The organism is Rhizobium oryzihabitans (assembly GCF_010669145.1).
GTDB classification, from domain to species: Bacteria; Pseudomonadota; Alphaproteobacteria; order Rhizobiales; family Rhizobiaceae; genus Agrobacterium; species Agrobacterium oryzihabitans.
Genome location: NZ_CP048632.1, coordinates 336849 through 356735, shown reverse-complemented (window position 1 = coordinate 356735; position 19887 = coordinate 336849). Strand labels below are relative to the sequence as shown.

General features: G+C 56.6%; 38 protein-coding genes. 24 read left to right on the top strand and 14 right to left on the bottom strand.

All coding sequences use genetic code 11. The annotated features are described in order from the left end of the window. Positions 1 to 118: 118 nt before the first annotated feature. From G3A56_RS02140 to G3A56_RS02100, 9 genes are read right to left on the bottom strand one after another with little or no spacing between them, the layout of a single operon-like run. Positions 119 to 400 (bottom strand): hypothetical protein, encoded by a 282-nt coding sequence (locus tag G3A56_RS02140; RefSeq protein ID WP_164056056.1) that lies wholly within the window; start codon positions 398 to 400, stop codon positions 119 to 121. After that, entirely contained in the window at positions 388 to 591 is a 204-nt protein-coding gene (locus G3A56_RS02135) for a helix-turn-helix domain-containing protein (protein WP_052817745.1), read from the bottom strand. The genes G3A56_RS02140 and G3A56_RS02135 overlap by 13 nt, the downstream gene beginning before the upstream one ends. Continuing rightward, positions 588 to 791, bottom strand: a complete 204-nt coding sequence (locus G3A56_RS02130; RefSeq protein ID WP_164056055.1) for a helix-turn-helix transcriptional regulator — start codon at positions 789 to 791, stop codon at positions 588 to 590. The genes G3A56_RS02135 and G3A56_RS02130 overlap by 4 nt, the downstream gene beginning before the upstream one ends. Beyond that, the gene (locus G3A56_RS02125) at positions 784 to 1374 is read right to left on the bottom strand and encodes a hypothetical protein (protein WP_164056054.1); all 591 of its coding nucleotides are present in this window, start codon (positions 1372 to 1374) and stop codon (positions 784 to 786) included. Before G3A56_RS02125 ends, G3A56_RS02130 begins: the two co-directional genes overlap by 8 nt. After that, a complete protein-coding gene (locus tag G3A56_RS02120; protein ID WP_164056109.1) occupies positions 1343 to 1699 on the bottom strand; it encodes a hypothetical protein in 357 nt (118 codons plus the stop codon). The genes G3A56_RS02125 and G3A56_RS02120 overlap by 32 nt, the downstream gene beginning before the upstream one ends. Continuing rightward, the gene (locus tag G3A56_RS02115; RefSeq protein ID WP_164056052.1) at positions 1696 to 2691 is read right to left on the bottom strand and encodes a DNA-methyltransferase; all 996 of its coding nucleotides are present in this window, start codon (positions 2689 to 2691) and stop codon (positions 1696 to 1698) included. The genes G3A56_RS02120 and G3A56_RS02115 overlap by 4 nt, the downstream gene beginning before the upstream one ends. Next, positions 2688 to 4082: a DEAD/DEAH box helicase gene (locus tag G3A56_RS02110; protein ID WP_164056051.1), complete on the bottom strand. Its 1395-nt coding sequence runs from the start codon at positions 4080 to 4082 to the stop codon at positions 2688 to 2690. The genes G3A56_RS02115 and G3A56_RS02110 overlap by 4 nt, the downstream gene beginning before the upstream one ends. Next, positions 4079 to 4423 (bottom strand): hypothetical protein, encoded by a 345-nt coding sequence (locus tag G3A56_RS02105; protein ID WP_246231066.1) that lies wholly within the window; start codon positions 4421 to 4423, stop codon positions 4079 to 4081. Before G3A56_RS02105 ends, G3A56_RS02110 begins: the two co-directional genes overlap by 4 nt. Before the next feature lie 15 nt (positions 4424 to 4438). Beyond that, on the bottom strand, positions 4439 to 4846 hold the full coding sequence (locus G3A56_RS02100) for a hypothetical protein (protein ID WP_246231058.1): 408 nt from the start codon (positions 4844 to 4846) through the stop codon (positions 4439 to 4441). A gap of 44 nt (positions 4847 to 4890) precedes the next feature. Here G3A56_RS02100 and G3A56_RS02095 point away from each other — a divergent pair, with 44 nt between their 5' ends. Beyond that, complete coding sequence (locus G3A56_RS02095; RefSeq protein WP_164056108.1) at positions 4891 to 5085, top strand: hypothetical protein; 195 nt, start codon at positions 4891 to 4893, stop codon at positions 5083 to 5085. A 148-nt stretch (positions 5086 to 5233) separates the two neighbouring features. Here G3A56_RS02095 and G3A56_RS02090 read toward each other — a convergent pair whose 3' ends face one another. From G3A56_RS02090 to G3A56_RS02070, 5 genes are read right to left on the bottom strand one after another with little or no spacing between them, the layout of a single operon-like run. Next, complete coding sequence (locus G3A56_RS02090) at positions 5234 to 5560, bottom strand: hypothetical protein (protein WP_164056107.1); 327 nt, start codon at positions 5558 to 5560, stop codon at positions 5234 to 5236. A 2-nt stretch (positions 5561 to 5562) separates the two neighbouring features. Further along, a complete protein-coding gene (locus G3A56_RS02085) occupies positions 5563 to 5730 on the bottom strand; it encodes a hypothetical protein (protein WP_164056106.1) in 168 nt (55 codons plus the stop codon). Then, the gene (locus G3A56_RS02080; protein ID WP_164056105.1) at positions 5727 to 5930 is read right to left on the bottom strand and encodes a hypothetical protein; all 204 of its coding nucleotides are present in this window, start codon (positions 5928 to 5930) and stop codon (positions 5727 to 5729) included. The genes G3A56_RS02085 and G3A56_RS02080 overlap by 4 nt, the downstream gene beginning before the upstream one ends. After that, positions 5931 to 6395 (bottom strand): hypothetical protein, encoded by a 465-nt coding sequence (locus G3A56_RS02075; protein ID WP_164056104.1) that lies wholly within the window; start codon positions 6393 to 6395, stop codon positions 5931 to 5933. It abuts the gene before it with no gap. Further along, positions 6392 to 6703, bottom strand: a complete 312-nt coding sequence (locus G3A56_RS02070; protein ID WP_164056103.1) for a DUF6197 family protein — start codon at positions 6701 to 6703, stop codon at positions 6392 to 6394. Before G3A56_RS02070 ends, G3A56_RS02075 begins: the two co-directional genes overlap by 4 nt. Positions 6704 to 7023: 320 nt before the next feature. Between G3A56_RS02070 and G3A56_RS02065 the strand changes: the two genes are divergently transcribed. The 23 genes from G3A56_RS02065 to G3A56_RS01955 all read left to right on the top strand — a co-directional run bounded on the left by G3A56_RS02065 (position 7024) and on the right by G3A56_RS01955 (position 19885). Next, complete coding sequence (locus tag G3A56_RS02065) at positions 7024 to 7371, top strand: helix-turn-helix domain-containing protein (RefSeq protein ID WP_164056102.1); 348 nt, start codon at positions 7024 to 7026, stop codon at positions 7369 to 7371. After that, positions 7368 to 7562: a hypothetical protein gene (locus G3A56_RS02060; protein WP_164056101.1), complete on the top strand. Its 195-nt coding sequence runs from the start codon at positions 7368 to 7370 to the stop codon at positions 7560 to 7562. The genes G3A56_RS02065 and G3A56_RS02060 overlap by 4 nt, the downstream gene beginning before the upstream one ends. Before the next feature lie 135 nt (positions 7563 to 7697). Next, positions 7698 to 7973 (top strand): DUF1902 domain-containing protein, encoded by a 276-nt coding sequence (locus G3A56_RS02055; protein ID WP_164056100.1) that lies wholly within the window; start codon positions 7698 to 7700, stop codon positions 7971 to 7973. A gap of 942 nt (positions 7974 to 8915) precedes the next feature. Beyond that, positions 8916 to 9551, top strand: a complete 636-nt coding sequence (locus tag G3A56_RS02050) for a hypothetical protein (protein WP_164056099.1) — start codon at positions 8916 to 8918, stop codon at positions 9549 to 9551. A gap of 35 nt (positions 9552 to 9586) precedes the next feature. Further along, complete coding sequence (locus G3A56_RS02045; protein ID WP_164056098.1) at positions 9587 to 10003, top strand: hypothetical protein; 417 nt, start codon at positions 9587 to 9589, stop codon at positions 10001 to 10003. Next, a complete protein-coding gene (locus tag G3A56_RS02040) occupies positions 10003 to 10281 on the top strand; it encodes a hypothetical protein (RefSeq protein ID WP_164056097.1) in 279 nt (92 codons plus the stop codon). The genes G3A56_RS02045 and G3A56_RS02040 overlap by 1 nt, the downstream gene beginning before the upstream one ends. A gap of 5 nt (positions 10282 to 10286) precedes the next feature. Further along, positions 10287 to 10763, top strand: a complete 477-nt coding sequence (locus G3A56_RS02035; protein ID WP_164056096.1) for a hypothetical protein — start codon at positions 10287 to 10289, stop codon at positions 10761 to 10763. Positions 10764 to 10799: 36 nt separating this feature from the next. Continuing rightward, a complete protein-coding gene (locus tag G3A56_RS02030) occupies positions 10800 to 11507 on the top strand; it encodes a pentapeptide repeat-containing protein (protein ID WP_210255071.1) in 708 nt (235 codons plus the stop codon). A gap of 23 nt (positions 11508 to 11530) precedes the next feature. Beyond that, complete coding sequence (locus G3A56_RS02025) at positions 11531 to 11857, top strand: hypothetical protein (protein ID WP_164056095.1); 327 nt, start codon at positions 11531 to 11533, stop codon at positions 11855 to 11857. Between the two features lie 55 nt (positions 11858 to 11912). Next, complete coding sequence (locus tag G3A56_RS02020) at positions 11913 to 12353, top strand: C2H2-type zinc finger protein (protein ID WP_164056094.1); 441 nt, start codon at positions 11913 to 11915, stop codon at positions 12351 to 12353. Beyond that, positions 12353 to 12598 carry a hypothetical protein gene (locus tag G3A56_RS02015; RefSeq protein ID WP_164056093.1) on the top strand — a complete coding sequence of 82 codons (246 nt, stop codon included), beginning with the start codon at positions 12353 to 12355 and terminating at the stop codon, positions 12596 to 12598. The genes G3A56_RS02020 and G3A56_RS02015 overlap by 1 nt, the downstream gene beginning before the upstream one ends. Then, positions 12586 to 13584 (top strand): PD-(D/E)XK nuclease-like domain-containing protein, encoded by a 999-nt coding sequence (locus G3A56_RS02010; RefSeq protein WP_170311451.1) that lies wholly within the window; start codon positions 12586 to 12588, stop codon positions 13582 to 13584. The genes G3A56_RS02015 and G3A56_RS02010 overlap by 13 nt, the downstream gene beginning before the upstream one ends. Beyond that, positions 13470 to 15032: an AAA family ATPase gene (locus G3A56_RS02005; RefSeq protein ID WP_246231090.1), complete on the top strand. Its 1563-nt coding sequence runs from the start codon at positions 13470 to 13472 to the stop codon at positions 15030 to 15032. The genes G3A56_RS02010 and G3A56_RS02005 overlap by 115 nt, the downstream gene beginning before the upstream one ends. Further along, positions 15025 to 15342 carry a hypothetical protein gene (locus G3A56_RS02000; protein WP_107340271.1) on the top strand — a complete coding sequence of 106 codons (318 nt, stop codon included), beginning with the start codon at positions 15025 to 15027 and terminating at the stop codon, positions 15340 to 15342. The genes G3A56_RS02005 and G3A56_RS02000 overlap by 8 nt, the downstream gene beginning before the upstream one ends. Next, entirely contained in the window at positions 15335 to 15559 is a 225-nt protein-coding gene (locus G3A56_RS01995) for a hypothetical protein (RefSeq protein ID WP_164056092.1), read from the top strand. The genes G3A56_RS02000 and G3A56_RS01995 overlap by 8 nt, the downstream gene beginning before the upstream one ends. Then, the gene (locus tag G3A56_RS01990) at positions 15549 to 15968 is read left to right on the top strand and encodes a DUF968 domain-containing protein (protein ID WP_113081927.1); all 420 of its coding nucleotides are present in this window, start codon (positions 15549 to 15551) and stop codon (positions 15966 to 15968) included. The genes G3A56_RS01995 and G3A56_RS01990 overlap by 11 nt, the downstream gene beginning before the upstream one ends. After that, the gene (locus G3A56_RS28690) at positions 15965 to 16669 is read left to right on the top strand and encodes a hypothetical protein (protein ID WP_246231078.1); all 705 of its coding nucleotides are present in this window, start codon (positions 15965 to 15967) and stop codon (positions 16667 to 16669) included. Before G3A56_RS01990 ends, G3A56_RS28690 begins: the two co-directional genes overlap by 4 nt. Further along, complete coding sequence (locus G3A56_RS01980; protein WP_082182497.1) at positions 16659 to 16955, top strand: hypothetical protein; 297 nt, start codon at positions 16659 to 16661, stop codon at positions 16953 to 16955. Before G3A56_RS28690 ends, G3A56_RS01980 begins: the two co-directional genes overlap by 11 nt. Next, positions 16945 to 17769 carry a hypothetical protein gene (locus G3A56_RS01975; RefSeq protein WP_164056091.1) on the top strand — a complete coding sequence of 275 codons (825 nt, stop codon included), beginning with the start codon at positions 16945 to 16947 and terminating at the stop codon, positions 17767 to 17769. The genes G3A56_RS01980 and G3A56_RS01975 overlap by 11 nt, the downstream gene beginning before the upstream one ends. After that, complete coding sequence (locus G3A56_RS01970; protein WP_164056090.1) at positions 17766 to 18299, top strand: DUF1643 domain-containing protein; 534 nt, start codon at positions 17766 to 17768, stop codon at positions 18297 to 18299. The genes G3A56_RS01975 and G3A56_RS01970 overlap by 4 nt, the downstream gene beginning before the upstream one ends. Further along, positions 18299 to 18622, top strand: coding sequence for a hypothetical protein (locus tag G3A56_RS01965; protein ID WP_164056089.1), 324 nt, complete (start codon positions 18299 to 18301; stop codon positions 18620 to 18622). The genes G3A56_RS01970 and G3A56_RS01965 overlap by 1 nt, the downstream gene beginning before the upstream one ends. Next, the gene (locus G3A56_RS01960) at positions 18619 to 18846 is read left to right on the top strand and encodes a hypothetical protein (protein WP_164056088.1); all 228 of its coding nucleotides are present in this window, start codon (positions 18619 to 18621) and stop codon (positions 18844 to 18846) included. The genes G3A56_RS01965 and G3A56_RS01960 overlap by 4 nt, the downstream gene beginning before the upstream one ends. Continuing rightward, entirely contained in the window at positions 18833 to 19885 is a 1053-nt protein-coding gene (locus tag G3A56_RS01955) for a tyrosine-type recombinase/integrase (RefSeq protein WP_164056087.1), read from the top strand. Before G3A56_RS01960 ends, G3A56_RS01955 begins: the two co-directional genes overlap by 14 nt. Positions 19886 to 19887 lie beyond the last annotated feature (2 nt).

The following is a 19887-nucleotide window of genomic DNA, read 5'->3' as shown; positions in this document are numbered from 1 at the left end:
CGCGGCTTCGATGCCGCTGCACACTGAGCCGTATCTCATGCGAAAAGCCCCCTGCTATTCACTGCCTTCTCAAACGCCGGCCCAAAGCTGGTGCTTGAGCCGTTCCATTGGATGGGGGTCATGCAGACGCTCCAATCTTGCCTTGAAGCACCGCGAGTATCTCGCAGCTATCGCTATTCATCGTGGCCGAGTGGTAGACGTACCATTTGTCCCACGCCTCCACCCCTTCCGAGCCATCGAACTTGAGCCAGTAGAAATGGCTTTCGTCACGGTTCAACATGAGCGCGTAACCCTCCGGCATAGACCGAATGCCAAGAGATTTGTCCCGGCGCGTCGATCCCAACGCTTCGTGCTCGGAAACCTGAGCCTCTAATCGTTCCTGAATGGTCATTGGATCCATCCGTTTCTCATGGCGATTGCGACCAGTTCAGCCGTTGTTTTCGCGCTTGTTTTCAGACGCGCTCTCTCAAGGAGCCTGTTGAACAGATTGATCGATGTATCGAGCTTGAACGATGCCTGCTTGGCAGTCAGCCCATTGGCAATAGCCTGAACGCATTCGATCTCTCGATCTGTGGGGATTCTTTCAATCATTCGAGCCATCCTTTACGCAGAACGAAGGCGACGAGGCCGTGCATGTTGTGGGTGCCGGTCTTGTTGTAGGCCGCAGCGATATGCCGGGTGACCGTCATCTTGCTGCGATCCAGGATAAGCGCGATGTCCTGGCAGTCTTTTCCATCCGCCAGCCAGCGGGCTACACGAAGCTCTGTTTCGGATAGAGGGCAATCACACATGGATCACCACCGATGCAGGTACATGCTGCCTGTTGTCGCCCCAGATTTGACCGTCAGTTTCCGCGCTACCGGCAGGCCCATACATTGAGCCAAGCATGGTATCGACGGGACCAAGGGACCAAAACCACGTCGAACCGGCTGGGTATTTCTTCCGACTGGACCGAGCTTTCGCTTGATCGAGCGTCACATGCTCGATGAACGCACGATTTTCCTTGAATGCCCGGTTCAGGTGAACCTCTCGCCAATCGGTCCAAGGCCGGGTCACTGGCTGAGCCGCGATAGACTTTGGCCGGTTCAGCGCGTCGAGACGTGTCTGCTCACTGCGGACATAAGAGGCCAGTTCGGGAGCCTTCGGACAAAAGCTCTTGCTGGCATCTTCGATCTTGCCTGCGCGCAGGTTATTGACCGTGTTCCAGATAGCCGCCTCGCTGCACTCGGAAAGAACCTCGCAATAGAGCTGTAGGATGGCCATTTGCCGTTCGCGAGGATCGCCGTCGGCCCCATCGTTTGATGCGCGGACCGGCAACGCCACCCACAAGGATTTCAGCGCCTCAATGGTTGATGGTCGGAAGCTTGCGTTCATAGTAGCCCTCCATCAAGTCGTTGGTGAAATCTGCCATGTCGCCTGTCCGGCGTTGCGGCGGCTGGTGCGGGTGGCGCTGGCCAGTCTTGGCGAGTTCGTTGAAATACCAGTTGGCCTTGAAGCCCTGCCACGACATAGAAATCTGCATTTCGGCGGCCGCCACGGCATTGCCCGTGATCTGGTATTCCTTCACGAGTAGCTTGGCGGCATATCCGGTCAGCGGGGATTTCTTCGTGTGCCGGCGGAACTCAACAATGGCCTTCGCCAGCTCATCGCCAAGGAACGGCTGTAGGACTGCGAGGGCGTCTTTCTCGGGGCCGGTCATGCGACACCTGCCATATCGAACAGCGTGTCAGCTGGTTGAATATTCAATTCGGCGATGTTCTTGACTGCCTGTCGAAAATAGGACGGCTTCAACTCGAAACCCAGTCCTTTTCGGCCGAGCTTTACAGCGGAGTAAACTTCGCTTCCAATGCCAAGGAACGGTGTCAGGACTGTCTCACCCTTTGCCGACCAAAGATCGAGGCATCGCTCGATCACGTCCAGCTGTAGCGGGGATATGTGCTGTTCGTCCTTCTCATCGCGACCGGCGCGATACTGCAGGGTGTTCGTCTGGTTGATGTCCATCCACACTGGCGAAGCGTACCGCTGCCATACGAGGATTGAACGCCACTGCTCGAAGGGCCAAGCCTTGCGGCCTTCGGATTCGGTTTGCTTTCTGTGCTTTTCATAGGCCTCACGGCTGATGTCGAGGCTGTCATCGCCAGACCACCGGTCAAACATTCCAGCGACGGGCGCCTCGTTGTCCCCCGGCTTGCGGAATGACACGATATAATCAGCAAGTCCCATACCGCTGATCGTGCTGTCCTTCGTGATCTGCTTGTGAAGCAACCGGATAGATTTCGTGCGCTGCTGAGCGATAACCGGGTCTTTCCAGATGCAAACTTCGGAATGGAAGATCCACCCGGCGTCCTCGTAGGCTCTGACGATTTCGCCCCGGAAGTCCCGCATGCCGATAAAGCCATGTCGTGTCTTGCTGGTGGGCAGTTGCATGCAGTGAACGGAATGTATGCGGCCCGGCTTCGTCACCCTGTAGAGTTCGGAAATCAGGAATGCGTAGTGCTCCCAAAACTGCGGGCCGTCATTGTTCGATATATCGCGGTCGTAGTTCGAGAACTTGTAAAGCCCCTCGAATGGCGGGCTATGGATGCCGAAATGGACGCTATCACCGGGGACGCCACGGATAAGCTCGCATGCGTCGCCCTGATAGATGGCGTATCGATCGGTCACAACCTGGTCGACGGCGTTGATAGTCATGCCGCGCACTCCCCTATCCATGTTGGAATTTTCATCGGTATGGTTGGATTGTAGTCAGGACGATCACGAACAGATCCGCGCACAGCTGCACTCGAAAGGTCTGCCATGTGCATCACCATCGCTGCGGCCATCCGGTCCGCGTCGATTTCCTTCCGACGGAGGTTTGCTACGGTGGCGCCCTCCATTTCAGATGCGATGAAATGGACATTGACCGGCTTCATCTGCCCAAACCGCCAGAAGCGACGGATCGCCTGATAGATTTGCTCGAAGCTGTCATTCAGCCCGACAAATCCGGTATCTGCGCAGTGCTGCCAGTTCATTCCGAACCCGGCGATCGACGGCTTCGTGATCAGCACGCGAATGCGACCCTGCGAGAAGTCAACAAGCTTGCGGCGCTTGTCGTCGTCTTTGTCGGCCCCTGATAGATTGACCGCGCCTGGTATCAGCTTTGCGAGGGCCTCAGCTTCGCTGTTCAGATTGCACCACCATACGAAAGGTCTATCGGCCGGCGTCATGGAGGCGGCTAGCGCCACGCGCTCGGATACGCTGTCACGGCGAGCCGCAATGCGTTCTTGCAGCGTGCGGGCTTCCATGGGGAAAAGGAGGCCGGTATCGAGGCTTGGGGCGTATTCCACTCCGACAGTGTGCTGGTGGTAGTTCAGCGGCGGAAGATCGTAGCCGGCATTGTCATAGCCTAGATCGGAAGGCTTCCGAAGCATCACGGCCCACGAAGCCATCCACTTCCAGAACTCGCTCTCAGCGTGCCCTTTCAGCCGCCATTTCTGCGTATCGCCTCCGTCGTGTGTGAAGAACGTCGCAAGCATGTCGGTATACGACATGACGCCGAGGAACTCCGCATGATTGCCAAGCTCCATGAAGTCGTTCGGCGCCGGAGTTGCCGTTGCTGCCAGCCTGAACGGTATCTTCGAGCACTCGGAAATCAGCTTCGTGCGGTACTTGCCGTCCGTGCTTTTGAGGATGCTGCTTTCGTCCAGAACGACGCCACCGAACCGGGACAGGTCGAAGTGATCCATCTTCTGGTAATTGGTGACGTTGATCCCCCATCCTTCCTCGGGATGGAACGACACCAGATTTGCCGCCATGCCGAATTTCTCGGCCTCGGTAATGTGTTGCTCAGCGACGGCTAGCGGCGCCATGATAAGGACTGGCTTACCTGTGAAGTCGAAGACCTGATCCGACCATGAAAGCTCCATGAGCGTCTTTCCAAGGCCAGTGCCGGCAAAGATAGCGGCGCGACCGCGGCGCAATGACCACTGAACGATATCGTGCTGGTGAGGCTTCAATACCGACGGCAGGGACAAAGCTTCACTGATGCCTGTATCAGGATCGGTGATCTTCTTGCGATCGAGGAACTCTTGATACTCGCTCATGCCGTCGCCTTACTGGCGATCGATATCGCCCAATCTTGCGCTTCCAAAGCACTGCCGATGCGAACCATCTTGCCGCCGCGCCAAAAGTCGTTGAAAGCCTGCTGATTGCTGTTGAGGTCTTTGCCGTAGGCTGTGCCATTCGTCTTGCATTCGACCAGATAGTTTTTGCCACGGAAGCCGACGAGCAGATCGCAAGGCTCATTCAGGCGAAACACCGAGAACCCGCACTGCTCTAGCGCCGTGACGATCTCCGGTTCGCTGGCGTCACGCTTTGCGGCGCGACGTGCGAGGCTCATACCCCGCTTGGGCTTCACGCCCTTTTTGTATGTCGCCGCCTTCATCGTGACTTCCTCTTCTCAAACCTCAGACGAATCCATTCCCAAACCCGCCTGAGCAGGCTTTTCGTCAGCCGTTTCATGATTGCCTCGTCGTTTCAGGCGATCGGCCTTGTACCGATCCGCCGCTTCCTCGTTTTTCTGGCAAAGGTCTTCGTATTTCTGGATGCCAAGCATGAGGGCTCGATAGAGCGCACCGCGCACATCTTTCTTGCCACTGGACTTGTATTGAAGGTCGAACAGCCACGTCTCAGGGACACCGATGTTATCGGCTACTCGCCCACGGGCAGACTTTTCACGATCGCCACGGCCCCTAAATTCCAAGGCCATAAGCTTGTCGTACCAGTCTTTTGCTTCGACTAACGCAGTACTAGACATTTCATCCTCTGAAACAAAATTTACGTTTCGTGAAAACCTATTGTCAGACATTCTTCATCCTTTGTGCGAGGTTGGCGGCGTCAACGGAGGCCAACATGTACAAAGGCTTTGAAACTGATGGAGACGGCGGCACAGATGCCAATCAAACCGCCGTCTCCGGCCCGCCGCGCAAAGGCGGTTTTGTTCCCCTTGGTGTTCCCCTCGCCGCAGTCATCGCAAGGCTGCGGGGGAGAACGCTGGTAAGGGTGCTGGCCGCCAACAGGGAGGTGGATGAAGGCGACCAGCGCTGAGCGTCAGGGGGACGTGCCGCTCAGTTTGTTGAAGGTTATTTCCGCCCCGAGAATGCCAGGTGCGCCAGTACCGCCGACACGACGAATGCCGAGAAGAACCATGCCGCATAGACGAGGAACTGTTGCTCGACGTGGGAGAATGCCGGTGTCATGCCGTCACCTGCTCTTTCGACGGGTTCAGCATCGCCTTGAAGATGGAGATATCGGTCTTGCGTTGGATGACAGGGCGAAACTTTCTCGGAGAATAATCAAATTCCCAAATCCCGTGATGCAACGTGACCATGCTCGGGTTGATTATCTCTTTGAACCGGAGACCAACGGCCTCCTTTCCATCAATCCTCTTAGCTTTCGTAATCTCGCGCACCGTAAGAACAGTGCCCTTCGTGATAGGAACCAGACCACGATAAAGGTGATGCGTTGGGAAGCATTCGCCTATGCAAACTACCTTCTGCCCAACGACGAAATTGCATTCCATGATCAATTCCCCTTCTGAACTTCGGCTGTCGGCTTGTTGTGGCACTTGTCGCAAAAGCGCTCGATCTGCTCAGCGATCGACATCGGCTCGTCGCAGTGACGGCAGAGGATCGGTTGTCGGAACATCGCGCGGCGCGATTGCGTGGCGGCTTCGAGACGGGCGGAGGTCATGGTTTCCTCCCGAACAGTTCTTCTTTGAGCTTGCTGAACCGCGGATCGGACGAAACGACCAGTTCGATATGACCGCGCAGGAAAAGTGCGATCGATGTTTGCTCCGGTCCTTCTGGCGCAATATCCATTGCCCAGTTCATCAGCTTGAGGCTCAAGCCGCTGCGGAGGTCTTTGGTGATCTGGGAGAAACCATTTGCCATTTAGGCACCTCCCCCAACATCTTCGAGAAGGAATGCGGAGGAGTTACTGACGAGCTCCCCCGCCGATATCTGATGAGCATTCTCGACGCCGGTTACATTGTCGCCTCCTGCGTTGGCCCGTTCACCGCTCCTCTCGTCAACCGGGAGACTTACGTTCGTCGGGGCTTTGGTCAGCGCATCTTCGCTCGTCGTGGCGGATGCGAATTCGTATTCGGGCCACGGCGCCCAAGCGATCGGATCGACGCCGGGATTGAAGCCAGACCAGCGATTGCCTTCCAGAAGCGTGCCAGCCTGCGTGTGGCGCGGCGGTATCCAGTAGGACTGGTAGACATCGCCATGCACATCGACAGCGAGGATGTATTCCTTGCGGAAGCTCTCGGTGATGATCGGGCCGTCTTTGCCCTTGCGGGCGTAAGGCACCATCTTGCCGCGCGGTGCGGCGGATATATCGTGGTTCCAGATCATGCCGCCACCTCCGCAGCCGCTATCGCGCGCCGCATGCATTTGAGGACGGCCTTATGACCGTGCCCGTCGTTGAACTCGAAAATGGATTGCTTGCCGCACTGAGCGCGGAGAATGCGGATAGCCGCGCCGTAATCGTCGGCAGAGCAACGAACCCGTTGGATCGCACCGACCATATCAAAACGCTTGGCGCGCTCGTCTGTGGCCTTGCGCTCGTTTCCACGGTCGTCAAATGCGACACCTTCCCTCGCCCACTTGTTCGGTGCTGCGATGATAGAAAGAGCTTCGGAGAGAACGGACGCGGCGCTCATGCTGCGTTCTCCGGCGCTCTGCCAAACACGTCAGGCAGCAATTCATGACGCGAAATTCCGGAAACTGCTTCAATCTCTATTGCCCGTCGCGGCGTAATCTGGCCGCGCTCCCAGCGAAGGACCGTCGACTTGTCGACAGCCGGAGTGAATAGCTTGCCGAATGCCTCAAGGGTCATCCGGTCGTTGCCTTCGCGAAATTTGGTGATTGCCGATGTCTGTTCCATGGCTGACATTAGTTGCATAAGTTGCAACTTGACGCAACAGAAAAAGTTGCATGCCGCAATAACGATCAAACTTTTTGAAAATCGTAAAGTTGCAACATGAGCAACATCACCCCGATTCACGCCAATAAGACGCCGCGCCGCATCCACTTCATACCAGAGTGGGCGGAGAAGCGCGGGCTTAAGCAGAAGGATATCGTTGAAGAACTCGACGTCGACAAAGGCCTTGTTTCGAAGTGGTTCAACAAAGGTGTCCTACCGAAGCCCGAGTATCTTGATAAGCTCTGCATTCTTTTCCAGCTGGAAGAAGTCGGCTCTCTTTTCCGAGATCCAGAGGACGATTGGTTAGCTCAGTTTTTCCGCGACAAAACCGAAGAGCAGAAAGAGAAAGCCGTCCAGATGCTCAAGTTGATGTTCGAGGACATTAAAACCGGCACTGACGGATGAAACTACCCCAACCTCCCCGAGAACGCGCCGCCCGCGCCCTAGCCCGCTTCAATGAAGTGCCGGAGAACATCACCTTTGAACAGCGGCCGATGTGGGAGAGCTTCTTGCCGGAGGTGGATGCTGTGCTTGAGGCAGCTCTGGGCGCAGACGAGCTTGAGCGGATGAAACGGGACGAGGTGAAGAAGCAGTGAGCGGCCGGAACAATCCAGCTTCGCTCACGTTCGCGCCCTTACAACGACGAACGTAACAAAAAGTTAATTGGCCAATGCCAAGCTCAGTGCTTACATGAAATAAAAATAAACAAAAAGGGATAGGTGGAGAGTGATATGACCGTGCACACCAACCATACGTTCATAGAAATCGACGTTAAGCAGCACAAAGAAACCGGCATGATGATTGCGACAAGCAAGCAAGTGCGGGGGCTTTTTGTCCATGGCGATACCATGGAAGAATTGAATGATCGTATTCCTGAGGCAATCGTTGCTCTCATGGAAGCGAAAGGCCACAAGAACGTCATCGTTCGGCCAGCCGAAGAAGTATCGCTTGAATCGATCGGCTTTGAAACACAGACGCGCCGCTTTGAATTGCAGGAAGCCGCATAATTGACGGCGGACGAGTATCGGGCAGAAATCAAGTCGCTTGGCCTAACACCGGTTCGTCGGGCTTACGAAGGTTCAACGGTACATCAGGATAGGGACGGAGAATTTTGGACAGTCCCTGACCCTGAGCCTCTAACAGAGGAAAAACGAGCTGCCGCTTTGCAAGCTTTGAAATTCACAATGGACGTTGATTGAGACCCGCTCCGGCGGGTTTCTTTTTGCTCTGGTTTCAGTCTGATTCAGGATTCAGAGCATAGTTTCCCCTATCAAGACGTATGCCCCCATGAGGGAAACACCACGGTCCTGAGTTACGGAGGGCGCTCTCAATCAGCAGCCAGTCCGGGACGCTTTCAAGTCTCAGTATCCACAGGTGCCCGTTTCACAGGTGGGCCAATCCTTCCCCATCATCAACGCCGAAGCGCCCTCATGGTCCGCATAACCCTGCTTCAATCTCTCAAGCCACGTCCAAGCCAGTCGAAGGGTCGTCTAATCCCCTGAGACAGTCTGCTTCAGCCTGGGAAGCAGCAACCGCGTCGGGATTGATTTGCCGGATTGATCGGCGGCGCGGGACAATGCCCTGAAAAAACCGCTGCCTTTGCACCTCTAAACACATCATCTTGCCGGGAACCTCCGAGCAGACGCAAGATTTTGTGCTTTTCAGCGCCTGACAGCAATCGTTTCGGTTGCGAAATTATACCATTCTGGTAAAACAACCGTCGAAGCAACTTATGCCATCAGCCCCGGTCGGATCATCCCGCCGGGGTTTCTTTTTGCTCTCATATGCACGATGGCGCAACAAATAAGTTGCATGTTATTCAACTTTCTTTCGCCGACCCCATTGCAATAAGTTGCACGTTATGCAACATTCTCCTCACAAGCCCACCGAATGAAGCTCCCACGGAGACGAAATGGAAGGGCGGGAACAACCCGGATGAGGATGAGACGATGACGAACGTGATCATGGATACTGGCAACGCCAACGAACTGCTCGGCGCAGAACATGACGACGATGGCGTGTCCAGCAGCATGGAGGCCCGCAAAGAGGCTGAAGGCAACGGTATCGAGTTTCATGTTGCCATGACCTCGTGGACGCTGCGCGACATGGAAGAGCTGATCGTTCAGGCTGCCGCTCAGCAGCTGGTCGGCAAGTTCGGCAATGATCGTCTTGCAAAAGAAATCGAGGCCAAGACAATTTCGCTGGTGACCGCAAAGGCAGATGCCACGCTCGAAGCCGTCACGACCGAAATCATCAATCAGCCGCTTATCCCGAAGTACACCTACGGCAAAGCTGACGCTGACCCGGTCACGATGCGGGAATTTCTCGGCCTGACCGGTCGCCAGTACCTGACGCAAATGGTCGGCAGCGACGGCAAGGTCAACGATCGATCCTCTTACAACGAAAAGAGCCGCATCCAGTACCTCGTTGAGAGGTGCATGGAAACGACCTTCAAGCGCGAGATCGAGAAGGTGACGAACGAACTGATTGCTGAGGTTCGTCGCGGCGTCGAAGCCAAGCACAAAGCGTTCCTTGAGGCTGAAAAAGCCCGCTTCCGCGAAGCCCTCGAAAAAATCTCCGCCTGATCTCCAACACGATCTCAACCACTGAGGATGAGCAAATGACTTACGTGAAAGTCGCAGTCTCCTACGATGACCTCGGTAAGGCGCTGGTTTCGCGCCTGAAGGCTGCCGAAGCAGAACTTATCAAGGTTCGCGAAGAGGCGCAGAAGGAGTTTCTGAATAGCCCGAAAGGCCTCGGAGCGCTGGCGATTGACTGCCAAGAATACAGGAGATCGTCCATCCAGTTCAACTGGCCGGAACTCACCGCGACCATTCCGACACATGGCTTCGGCCTCACCGTCAAGGTGCAGGAAGATTACAACGTCAATCGCGCATTGGCCCCTAACCTCCAGATCGGGGAGAAGACGGTCAACATGCTTCTGAGCGGCAAGCTCCTGAACGAGGACCAGAAAAAGGCGTTGCTCAAGCGTATCGGCGTCGATCTCGACAGCCTAACCGAAACGGCAGGTGCGTGATGCCAATGGTAAAGCGCTTCAACGTCGAAATGCATACCCGCAGCGGTAAGGCCATCTACCTTTGCCAGTTCGGTGACGGGATGGAGTGGACCACGGACTACGATGCTGCGCTCGAATACGACGATGTCGAGGAAGCGGATGCAGACGCACAGCGCTACGGCGGCGAGGTGTTTGAGTTCCAGCGCCATGCCCGTCCCGGCGAGATTGTTCTTCCCCGGTTTGATCGCAACCCCATCGTCCACGGCGCCGTCATCGGTCGTCTGGAAGCGGCGGAGTGATGACTATGAGCACGGTCACTGTATCCGCAAAATCGATTGCCCGTCTCGCGTATGGCTACGAGCTTATGTTTTCAACGCTCTGCAAAATCGCTGGCACTTCGGGTGGCTCGCCTCACTGGTTCACGAACAAAGGCATCGAAGCTATCGGGCGCGTCGATCCGCTCTGGAAGCTCAACGAGGACAGCAATGCCCATAAACCGGGAGATTGCCTGTCGCAGCATGAGCCATTTGCCAAGTGGGCCGCTGACGCTGAGAAGCGGGCCGATGCTCTGGATCACTGGCGGCACGAGGTCGGCAAGCTTCATTCGCAGATCGCCTCGAAAGACGAGCAGATCGCCGTCCTGACCGGGCGCCTGCAAGCAATCATCGATTGGTGCGACCTCGCAATGAAGAACGCCGACGAGTTCGATAGCCACGGAGTCCGCAATCTGGATGGCCCGATTTTCGATGCGGCCCGAGCAGTCCTCGCCGCCGCCGAATAGCCGCCCCGCATAGGGCTTCAGACAAGGGATAGGAAAATGATGAAAGTTGAAATCAAAAATCGTTGGGATGACACGGTTCTGTACTCGGCAGATGTCGAGGCGGACGAAAACACGCCGAATTCCATACTGCTCCGGCTTGCCGTTCTGGCGGCTTTGGAAGCAAAGGCCGACCTGCGCTACGCCGACCTGCGCTCCGCCAACCTGAGCTACGCCGACCTGAGCTACGCCAACCTGCGCTACGCCGACCTGCGCTCCGCCAACCTGAGCTACGCCGACCTGAGCTACGCCAACCTGCGCTACGCCGACCTGCGCTCCGCCAACCTGAGCTACGCCGACCTGAGCTACGCCAACCTGCGCTCCGCCAACCTGAGCTACGCCGACCTGAGCTACGCCAACCTGCGAAGTTTCAAAGCCGATCTTTGGATGACGCTTACGCAGAACCGCCATGAAGTACCTGCGCTGATCGCCGCGCTGCGTGACGGTCGCGTTGACGGATCGACCTATGAAGGCGAATGCGCCTGCCTCGTCGGCACCATCGCGAATGCGAAATCGGTCAACTACGACGTTCTCGATCACAGCGCCTCGAACCATGCCGAACAGTGGTTCGCCATGATCCGCAAGGGCGACAAGCCGGAAGACGACAGTGCCGGCGGCTTCGCATCGAAAATGGCGCTGGAATGGTCGCTCGAATGGCTGGCGCTGAACGAGATGACGGAACCCGCTCTCTCCACCCCCACCAAGTAACCACAGCACAGCGGGAGAAGAAGATGCAGGGTGAAATCATCAACCGGCTGAGATCGGCAATCGAATACGTCGAGGCGGATAAAGCGCAGGACTATGCCGACGCCGAAACGACTGGTGAGCGAGTTGATCTAAACAACTACGATGTCTCGCTATCGCTTGAGGACGCGAAAGCCCTCGAATCTGCCCTGTCCAATGCGGTTGCGGTAGCGGAGATTGTTTCGGCTCATGGGGATCCTGAAGCTTTCGGTGAGCGTGAGTTGGTCGCTCTGGTTGACATCCAGAAGTTTCCCTACCGAACAAAACTCTACGCCTCGGCTAACCCCACCAACCCACCGGCTTTGTCCGAGTAACAACACACCACCCAGCGGGCTTTGTCAGCGTACCCGCGCATGAAAGGGCAGGATAATGGCAGACCATGCAGCATGGGGCGATGACATGATCGACCTTGATAGAGAAGGCCGGGAGCCGATGGTCTATATCGACTGGCGGCAGCGCGGCAACTTCAAATGCGACCATTGCGAAAAGGTCTTGAAGACGCTCGACGGTCTCAAGAGCCACATGAAAAATGTCCATGACGTTTCGGCTGACGCTCTGAGAAGTAAGTTGAAGTCCGATCAGAAGGCGATTGCGGAAGCTGAGAAAGCGCGCCGCGAGAGTGAACGCCGGGAAGCCGAAGCCCGCAGACATCGCAAAGTCGTTCTGACGACAGCCGAGATTGATGAGATCGTCACCGAGTTGAACAGCCTCATCGACATGATGGAGGCATACTATTCTCAGGGCGACTGCGACAAGTCTGCACGTGACCTAATCGATCGGCTCGAAGCCAAAGCTGACGGGAGATCGTGATGGACGCTTTCTCCACCACCAACACACAAGAAGCGGATGACCCGACCGAGATTTACATCGAACTCGGCAACCACATCCGGCGCATCGACACGTCGACCAAGTCTTTCAAGCGCCGGTTCCGAGCCGTTATCGCCGTGATGCTCACCGTTTGCGGCGTCTCCGCTTCCTGGGCCTTCATCGGCATCCCGAAATACCAGCGCATGGCGCTTATCAATCAGGAGGTCACCGTCGCATGGAAAAGGTAGTTGATATTCCAGGTTCCGAACAATCCACCGGCACCCTAGCATCAGGCATCGTTGGCGCGCTGAGCGATAAGTTCCCGACGAAGAAGAGCGAGCGCGCCTATCGCGGCGGAAAGGTGACGGAACCGGGCGTGTACCGTTACATGCCTATGTCGGTCTATCATTCCGATTGCTGCCACGGCCCTTCTATCTCTTCTAGCGGATTGCGTGAGATTGCCCCGCCAGATGGTTGCCCTGTCAAGTTCTGGGATAACAGCTATCTGAACCCCGACCGCGCGCCAGAGGTCCAGAAGGACCATTTCAGCCTTGGCAAAGCCGTTCACACGCTGTTGCTAGGAGAAGAAGGTTTCCGTGACCAGTACGTGGTCCGCCCCGAAGAATACTCTGACTACAAAACGAAAAAGGCCCGCGAGTGGCGCGAAAATCAGATCGCCGCCGGCAAGACGGTGTTGCTGCCTTCTGCAATCGAGCAGATCGAGGGCATGGCGGATCGTGTCGCTAATGACCGGACATTCGTTGACCTGTTGCGTGGCGACGTTGAGCGCTCTGTCATCTATCTCGACCAGAAAACTGGCGTGTGGGTAAAGACCCGGCCCGATTCCATTCCGGCCGACAACGTCATTGCCGACCTGAAAACGACCGCCGACGCCAGCGACCGCGGATGCGCGTTGTCTGTCCGCAAGTTCAATTATCACATGCAGCTTGCTCTTGCCTCCACGGCAATCAAGGAAGTCCGCAACATCGACGTGAAGGATCACGTCCTGCTCTTCATAGAACCGAAGCGCCCCTACGCTTACAACATCAAGCCGGTTGACGCGCAGTATATCTGGTACGGCCAGCGCCAGAACCGAGCGGCTTTGAACGCCTTTGCCGAGTGCTGGAAGACCGGCTTTTGGCCCACCTATTACGGAAGCGGAATCACCGTCTCCCCGACCGATCAGTTCGAAAAGATGATCGAGAACGAACCCTCCATTCCGAAGGCAGCTTGACCATGAAAATCGAACGCGCAGTGCGCGAGAAAACCTATACGCTCACGTCGATCGCCGGCCCTTCCGGCTCTGGAAAAACTTACAGCGCCCTGCTCTACGCTCGCGGCCTTGTCGGCCCGGAAGGCAAGATCGGGTTCATCGACACCGAAAACAAGCGCTCCAGGTTTTATGCCGACGTCGCCGGCGGCTTTGATGTGATAGACCTCGACCCGCCTTTCACGTCCGGTCGTTACATCGAGGCGATCAAGGCTTTCGAGAAGGCTGGGTATCCTGCCATCGTCGTGGATAGCATTTCCCACGAATGGGAAGGCTCTGGCGGTGTTCTAGAGCAAGCCGAAGCTATCGAGGAGCGCACCAAGCGTGCTGGCCTGCACTGCTGGCAGAAGCCAAAGGCTGGCCACAAGAAGCTCATGAACGAGCTGCTGCAAACGCGCGCTCATCTGATCTTCTGCTGCCGCGTCAAAGAAAAGGTCGTTCAGGTGAAAGGCCAGAACGGCAAGACGGAAATCGTCAACGAGGGCTTTGTCGTCGTTCAGGAGAAGTCATTCATCTACGAAATGACGGTATCCATGATGCTGGAAGAGGGAACGCACGTTCCGCTGCTCCAGAAATGCCCAGGAGACCTCCTGAGCGCGTTCCCGCAGGGAAGCCGCATCACAACCCAGATTGGTACGACCGTCAGCCAGTGGGCGAATGAGGGACGCGCCGTCGATATCGAAGTTGAAGACGCGAAGCGAGAAGGCCTCGTGATCGCAAACCAAGGCGTCGGACCGCTTACCGAATGGTGGAAGGCACTGGCTCCGGGAAAGAAAAAGGTTCTCGAGTCATTCAAGGACACGCTCAAGTCGATTGCGTCTGCTCACGACCAAATGCTGGCCGATCAGATGGATGCAGGTGGCGGAGACATCGCCGAACGCATCGCCGCCGCACGTAAAGCCTCTGGCGACACCACAGACGGGCAGGAGGGCTTTAACCGTGACTTTGTGCGCCAACAGACACAAGGCGCATCAGCGTCTCGCCCTGACCAAGACAACACCCCTTCCGCCGACGCTCCCCCTGCCCCTGCGTCGTCGGCAGATGCTGGCAATACGCCAGTAGATGAGGCCGGAGCGGATGATACCCCCGCATCGGATGCTCCGGCCTCGACCATTTACCCAACGGATCGCGCTGACCTGATCGAGTGCTGCCGAAAGCTCATGTTCATCGTGGTTGATCCATCGCTGGAGACGCCGCAACAGCGCCGCGCCACGCTTGTCACCGCAAAGGACAACTGGAAGGACAGTCTGCCGGAAGAACTTCACCTGCACATCAAGGCTTTTGTCGAAAGCGCTGACGCCCAGATCAAGGCTGACCCGAAGGTGATGCCGGCTCTGCGTGAAAAGGCGCTGACGCACTTTGCCGAAATGCTGGACTGCAAGGCTTCTGATTTGGGAGGCGTCGATGGCTAAATGGGTCCGCCACTTCTTCCGGGGGAACAAAACCGGAGACTTCATATCCGCGCCAGCCTACAAGGGAATTGCGCTCGTTAAGATTAACACCGGCCTTTGGTCAGTGATGCACGTAAAGACGGGCACTAACATCATCAAGGCCGACGGTGACTACCACGAGGTGCGGAGGTTTGCAGAGGCGATAGCCGACCTCACCGATTGGAACGCGCTCACTACCATTGAGCAAGCCAACAAGGTCAGCGGCCTCACTGACCGTATAAAGGGCTTGGTCGAGCTTTTCAGCAGCGATGGGGAGGTTGCAAATGCTTAGCCCCACTACTCGCCTCATCCGCCGCGCCATCCACCACTGGCTCGCTTGGAAGTCGAGACGGAACCTTGCCCGTGAATACAACTGGCAAACCGAAATCGACGCCGAGATCCGACAGGCAAAGCAATCCCGCAGCAAGACAGGGCGTGTCCGCGATCTGGAACGCCGCAAGCGGGACATGATGACACGCGCGCTGGGAGGGCAGACCAATGGCCTTTGAAATCCGAAAGACGGAATGCCAGCCGATTCCAAAGAAGCGTCCAGCAAAACGCAGCGGCTACCTGGCTTGGCTCCACGATCTACCGTGCTGCGTCACAGGCCGCACCGGGGTTCAGGCTGCCCATGTCTCTTTTTCGAACACATGGCACGGCCACTATGGGCGAGGACGAGGCACGAAAGCTCCTGACCGCTTCGCTTTGCCACTCTGCGAGGCCGAACACCGTAAGCAGCACAGCATGAACGAGGCCACCTACTGGAAACAGGTAGGTATTGACCCGCACGAGCTTGCCAACACGCTTTTTGGCATCTGGAGCGATTACGAGGAACACGAGGCCACCAGCTACGCCACGGCTCGGATTATGAGCGGTGTTGCTGTCGCCGGCCGTTTACCGTCGAGGGATTTGGCATGAGCACATTGGAAGAGATAAAGAAGGCGCTGGAAGGCGTGACGCCCGGACCATGGAAGTGGTTCGGAAACGCCAGCAGCAACCACGTTTACCTTGCTACCACACACAGTGGTCGACGCTACGTTATGGATTTCGTGCGATGGGGAATGAAAGGTGCGCAGCCTCGATTTCAGCCGGAACGCGGCGGCATGGTTGATGCCAAAGACCTACTGCAATTTGAAGTGGGTGATCGTGATATCGTCGGTATGGACGCGGCGAAGAAAGACGGCAGTGTTTACCGATACGATGTGCGCGGGATCGATTGCCCAGATGCGCGATACATCGCCGCCGTCAACCCTGCGGCCATCTCCGAACTCCTCTCCACCCTCGAAAGCTTGCAGCGCGATCTAAACGCTTGCCAAGAGCAAGCGGTAAAAGACGGCAATGAGATTGGACGTCTCAGGGATTGGCAGGCTGGCGCTATTTCTTGCCGGGAAGCAGAACAGGCCCGCGTTGACGAATACAAGACCCGCGCCGAGGCAGCAGAGGCCGAGGTGAAGCGGCTGGAAGACGTGATCGAACCATTCCGCGCCGTCTCGAAAGATTGGGTCGATGAAAACGGTTGGACCGACGTCGCCTGCCAAAACGACCGCATCGTTGAGTGGTTCGGTCCTTCCGACTTCCGCGCCCTCGCCAGCACAGGAGGCGAACACCATGCAGAGTGACGCAAGAGCACGCGCATGGGAAACGCGCCGGAAGAAATATGGCAGCACCGGGCATGCTCGGGGCGCATACGGACACGGCGGCGATCACGTTGCCTCCATGCAGGCGCTTCTCATCCGACTTCACGAGGAAGGCGTCTTGTCCGAAGGACAGGTAGCCAAAGCTACCGGGCTTCACCGGATCACAGTCCGCAAGATGGCAGACGACTACCGTAACTCCATCCCAGAGCCGAAAGAGCAGGTCCTTGCTCGCATTATGCCGCAAAGAGGTGAAGATCATGGTAACTGATGATATGGTCGAGAAGGCTTGTAGAGCCAACATCCACCCGGATAGCGATCCCTCTGATACCGAACGTCGGAAGATGCGCGCCGCCCTCGAAGCCGCCCTGTCCGCTGCGGAGCCGGTAAGCTATCAGAGGAAAACGGTCTATGGTTGGCGCGAGGTAGACTCTGCAGATATCCCCCACTACCGAAGCGTGGGGCAGGAAATTCGCGGCCTCTACGCCGCCCCTCCCGCGCCATCCGTGGCCGTGAAGGCTTTGGAGTGGTCGCCATGGCCCGAAAATGACCAGACAAAGAACGGGCAAAGCGGCAGGCGCATCATGCGGCGCGCAGACGGAGCAGGCGTGACTTACTCGCTTGAGCGGGTGGAGCCTCAAAGTGAGTGGTTCTATATCCCGCCGGGTCAGGTAGCGGGCGACTGGTATGTAATGGAATTCTGGAACGAAGTGGCTGGCCCCTTCAAGACGGACTTGGAAGCGCTGGAATGGTGCAGACAGGACCATGAAACGCGCATTCGCTCCGCCCTCTCCGCACAGGTGCAGGACGTGGCGGCTGGTGTAATGGCCTCAATCGCGGAAGAGCGAAAAAGGCAGATAGCGAAAGGCTATGACGTTTCCCATGATGACGCACACGATACCTATGAGATTATTGATGCATCGTGGGGAGCAGCAGCACGCATCAACATCGCCAGAAGTTTCCGCGATCAGCATAACATATCCGGCTATAAAGCTGCGTTGGTCCAAGCCGCTGCTCAAATCGTCGCGGAGATCGAACGCCTAGACCGCGCCGCAGCACCCGCAAAGCAGGAGGGCAAGCCATGAGCGATCTACTCATGACACGTCGAGTGGTATTCTCGGAGTGCGGTCTTTTTCGTTATCTCCTCGAACATGACTTTGGTTGCGCCGGTCCCGTCATTTCTCTCGGAATGGTCAACCCATCGCTTGCGGACGGCAACAAGAATGATCAGACCATGACAAAAATCGATGGTTTCGCCATTCGCCTACGTGCCAGCAAGGTTGTTGTTTGGAACCCCTTCGCAAGAATTGCCAAGGACGTTCGCGACCTTCGCCATGTGGATGATCCCATCGGCCCGGAAAACGATGCCTACATTGCGCAGGCGGTCAAAGGGGCGGATATTCACATTGTTGGGTGGGGGCCGCTCTCCAAACTTCCGAAGCCGCTGCGCAACCGTTGGCGGGCTGTCGTTGATGTTTTGAATGACGCAGGCGCTAAGCCGATGTGCTGGGGGACGGCGCAGGACGGCCATCCTAGACACCCTCTCATGCTGGCTTATGCCACGCCGCTAGTTCCGTGGACGCCACCAAGCGCCCTGCAATCGGAGGAGCGGTGATGGGCTGCGATACCTGCCGAGAACTCCTGTCTAAAGGCTTAGACCTGTGCGTGCGTGCCAGACAGATGGACGCGATGGACCGGCGTGCATCAACTCTTGCCGCGTCATCTGACCCACATGCGTGGGAAGAAAACGGCTTGTTCGACAAATATGTCGAGCGCCACAACATCGACAGACCGCACGCGCCGATATCTACCCGCAGCGGCACGGTAGCTCTCTGGCTTCAGGAGCAATACGAAACCGATTTGGCGGATTGGGAGGCAAAATCCCGACACCATCTCATGCAGGGGTGCCGAGCGGCGCTTGAAAGGAGCGATGGATGAATCGCACCGATGGTCAATCAAAGAAAACTCGCCGGCCGTCGCTCCGCATCCGCGATGTGAACGCCACACTCGATCTGCTGCGAAAAAAAGGAATGACCCCGACGGCACTAGACACGTTGCCAGACGGCACATTCAGATGGCACCTTACGCCACCTGAGCAAAACGACGAAGACGATCTGGATCGCGAACTGGCGGAGTTTGATAAGAAGAATGGTTACAGTTGAGCTGAAGGGCATCCACACCGTAAAGGCCAAGGGGAATGTCTATCATTATGCTTGGCGCGGTGGCCCGAGGCTTGAGGGAGAACCAGGCAGTGCGGCGTTCATGGCATCGTATAACGAAGCGATAGCCAGCCGAGCGGAACCCGAGAGCGGACGGTTCCGCTCTATCATCACCCACTATAAGGCCACGGAATACAAGAAGCTTGCCGATTCCACGAAGCGCACATGGGCGCCGTGGATAGATCGAATTTCTGAACACTTTGGGAATTTGAGCATCGCTCAGTTCAGCCGGACCGATAAGATACGTCCGCGCATTCGCCAATGGCGAGGCCAGTACAGCGACACGCCGAGAGCGGCCGATACAGGTATGCAGGTTCTTTCCCGCATCCTGTCGCATGGTGTAGACCCGATGGGCAAACTGAGCGCCAATCCAGCCGAAGGCATCAAGCACCTCTATAGCTCCGATCGATCAGAAATCATCTGGACCGATTCTGACATGGCGCAGGTGAAAGCTGGCGTTTCGGATGAGGTGAAATGGGTGATCGACCTTGCTGCCCATACTGGCCTGCGTGTCGGTGACCTCCTGCGTCTCTCATGGTCGCATGTTGGACCGGACGCAATTGTCATCACCACGGGGAAGAGCAAGCACAGGCGCGAGGCAATCATACCGCGCTACGACGCCTTGAACGAGGTTCTGGCGCAGATTCCCAAACGGTCCCCGGTCATCCTCACCAGCACAAAAAAGAAGCCATGGAAACAGGACGGCTTCAATACGATGTTTTGGCGCGCGAAAGAAAAAGCAAAGATGCTGGACCGCGATCTGCATTTCCATGACCTGCGCGGCACGGCTGCAACGAAATTCTATAACGCTGGCCTGTCGATCAGAATGATTGCGGAAATTATGGCGTGGGAAGAGGAAGCGGTAGAGAAAATCATCCGCCGATATGTCGGCAGGAACTCCGCTACGAAGGAAATGATCCGGCAGCTAAACGAGGCCAGAACGCGAACAGAAAATGTAAAACCAACTGTAAAACAGTCTTGATT

Excerpts from the sequence above, each read along its gene's own strand:
- G3A56_RS02140 (WP_164056056.1), bottom strand. The coding sequence starts at position 400 with ATGGATCCAATGACCATTCAGGAACGATTAGAGGCTCAGGTTTCCGAG.
- G3A56_RS02135 (WP_052817745.1), bottom strand. The coding sequence starts at position 591 with ATGATTGAAAGAATCCCCACAGATCGAGAGATCGAATGCGTTCAGGCT.
- G3A56_RS02130 (WP_164056055.1), bottom strand. The coding sequence starts at position 791 with ATGTGTGATTGCCCTCTATCCGAAACAGAGCTTCGTGTAGCCCGCTGG.
- G3A56_RS02125 (WP_164056054.1), bottom strand. The coding sequence starts at position 1,374 with ATGAACGCAAGCTTCCGACCATCAACCATTGAGGCGCTGAAATCCTTG.
- G3A56_RS02120 (WP_164056109.1), bottom strand. The coding sequence starts at position 1,699 with ATGACCGGCCCCGAGAAAGACGCCCTCGCAGTCCTACAGCCGTTCCTT.
- G3A56_RS02115 (WP_164056052.1), bottom strand. The coding sequence starts at position 2,691 with ATGACTATCAACGCCGTCGACCAGGTTGTGACCGATCGATACGCCATC.
- G3A56_RS02110 (WP_164056051.1), bottom strand. The coding sequence starts at position 4,082 with ATGAGCGAGTATCAAGAGTTCCTCGATCGCAAGAAGATCACCGATCCT.
- G3A56_RS02105 (WP_246231066.1), bottom strand. The coding sequence starts at position 4,423 with ATGAAGGCGGCGACATACAAAAAGGGCGTGAAGCCCAAGCGGGGTATG.
- G3A56_RS02100 (WP_246231058.1), bottom strand. The coding sequence starts at position 4,846 with ATGTCTGACAATAGGTTTTCACGAAACGTAAATTTTGTTTCAGAGGAT.
- G3A56_RS02095 (WP_164056108.1), top strand. The coding sequence starts at position 4,891 with ATGTACAAAGGCTTTGAAACTGATGGAGACGGCGGCACAGATGCCAAT.
- G3A56_RS02090 (WP_164056107.1), bottom strand. The coding sequence starts at position 5,560 with ATGGAATGCAATTTCGTCGTTGGGCAGAAGGTAGTTTGCATAGGCGAA.
- G3A56_RS02085 (WP_164056106.1), bottom strand. The coding sequence starts at position 5,730 with ATGACCTCCGCCCGTCTCGAAGCCGCCACGCAATCGCGCCGCGCGATG.
- G3A56_RS02080 (WP_164056105.1), bottom strand. The coding sequence starts at position 5,930 with ATGGCAAATGGTTTCTCCCAGATCACCAAAGACCTCCGCAGCGGCTTG.
- G3A56_RS02075 (WP_164056104.1), bottom strand. The coding sequence starts at position 6,395 with ATGATCTGGAACCACGATATATCCGCCGCACCGCGCGGCAAGATGGTG.
- G3A56_RS02070 (WP_164056103.1), bottom strand. The coding sequence starts at position 6,703 with ATGAGCGCCGCGTCCGTTCTCTCCGAAGCTCTTTCTATCATCGCAGCA.
- G3A56_RS02065 (WP_164056102.1), top strand. The coding sequence starts at position 7,024 with ATGAGCAACATCACCCCGATTCACGCCAATAAGACGCCGCGCCGCATC.
- G3A56_RS02060 (WP_164056101.1), top strand. The coding sequence starts at position 7,368 with ATGAAACTACCCCAACCTCCCCGAGAACGCGCCGCCCGCGCCCTAGCC.
- G3A56_RS02055 (WP_164056100.1), top strand. The coding sequence starts at position 7,698 with ATGACCGTGCACACCAACCATACGTTCATAGAAATCGACGTTAAGCAG.
- G3A56_RS02050 (WP_164056099.1), top strand. The coding sequence starts at position 8,916 with ATGACGAACGTGATCATGGATACTGGCAACGCCAACGAACTGCTCGGC.
- G3A56_RS02045 (WP_164056098.1), top strand. The coding sequence starts at position 9,587 with ATGACTTACGTGAAAGTCGCAGTCTCCTACGATGACCTCGGTAAGGCG.
- G3A56_RS02040 (WP_164056097.1), top strand. The coding sequence starts at position 10,003 with ATGCCAATGGTAAAGCGCTTCAACGTCGAAATGCATACCCGCAGCGGT.
- G3A56_RS02035 (WP_164056096.1), top strand. The coding sequence starts at position 10,287 with ATGAGCACGGTCACTGTATCCGCAAAATCGATTGCCCGTCTCGCGTAT.
- G3A56_RS02030 (WP_210255071.1), top strand. The coding sequence starts at position 10,800 with ATGATGAAAGTTGAAATCAAAAATCGTTGGGATGACACGGTTCTGTAC.
- G3A56_RS02025 (WP_164056095.1), top strand. The coding sequence starts at position 11,531 with ATGCAGGGTGAAATCATCAACCGGCTGAGATCGGCAATCGAATACGTC.
- G3A56_RS02020 (WP_164056094.1), top strand. The coding sequence starts at position 11,913 with ATGGCAGACCATGCAGCATGGGGCGATGACATGATCGACCTTGATAGA.
- G3A56_RS02015 (WP_164056093.1), top strand. The coding sequence starts at position 12,353 with ATGGACGCTTTCTCCACCACCAACACACAAGAAGCGGATGACCCGACC.
- G3A56_RS02010 (WP_170311451.1), top strand. The coding sequence starts at position 12,586 with ATGGAAAAGGTAGTTGATATTCCAGGTTCCGAACAATCCACCGGCACC.
- G3A56_RS02000 (WP_107340271.1), top strand. The coding sequence starts at position 15,025 with ATGGCTAAATGGGTCCGCCACTTCTTCCGGGGGAACAAAACCGGAGAC.
- G3A56_RS01995 (WP_164056092.1), top strand. The coding sequence starts at position 15,335 with ATGCTTAGCCCCACTACTCGCCTCATCCGCCGCGCCATCCACCACTGG.
- G3A56_RS01990 (WP_113081927.1), top strand. The coding sequence starts at position 15,549 with ATGGCCTTTGAAATCCGAAAGACGGAATGCCAGCCGATTCCAAAGAAG.
- G3A56_RS28690 (WP_246231078.1), top strand. The coding sequence starts at position 15,965 with ATGAGCACATTGGAAGAGATAAAGAAGGCGCTGGAAGGCGTGACGCCC.
- G3A56_RS01980 (WP_082182497.1), top strand. The coding sequence starts at position 16,659 with ATGCAGAGTGACGCAAGAGCACGCGCATGGGAAACGCGCCGGAAGAAA.
- G3A56_RS01975 (WP_164056091.1), top strand. The coding sequence starts at position 16,945 with ATGGTAACTGATGATATGGTCGAGAAGGCTTGTAGAGCCAACATCCAC.
- G3A56_RS01970 (WP_164056090.1), top strand. The coding sequence starts at position 17,766 with ATGAGCGATCTACTCATGACACGTCGAGTGGTATTCTCGGAGTGCGGT.
- G3A56_RS01965 (WP_164056089.1), top strand. The coding sequence starts at position 18,299 with ATGGGCTGCGATACCTGCCGAGAACTCCTGTCTAAAGGCTTAGACCTG.
- G3A56_RS01960 (WP_164056088.1), top strand. The coding sequence starts at position 18,619 with ATGAATCGCACCGATGGTCAATCAAAGAAAACTCGCCGGCCGTCGCTC.
- G3A56_RS01955 (WP_164056087.1), top strand. The coding sequence starts at position 18,833 with ATGGTTACAGTTGAGCTGAAGGGCATCCACACCGTAAAGGCCAAGGGG.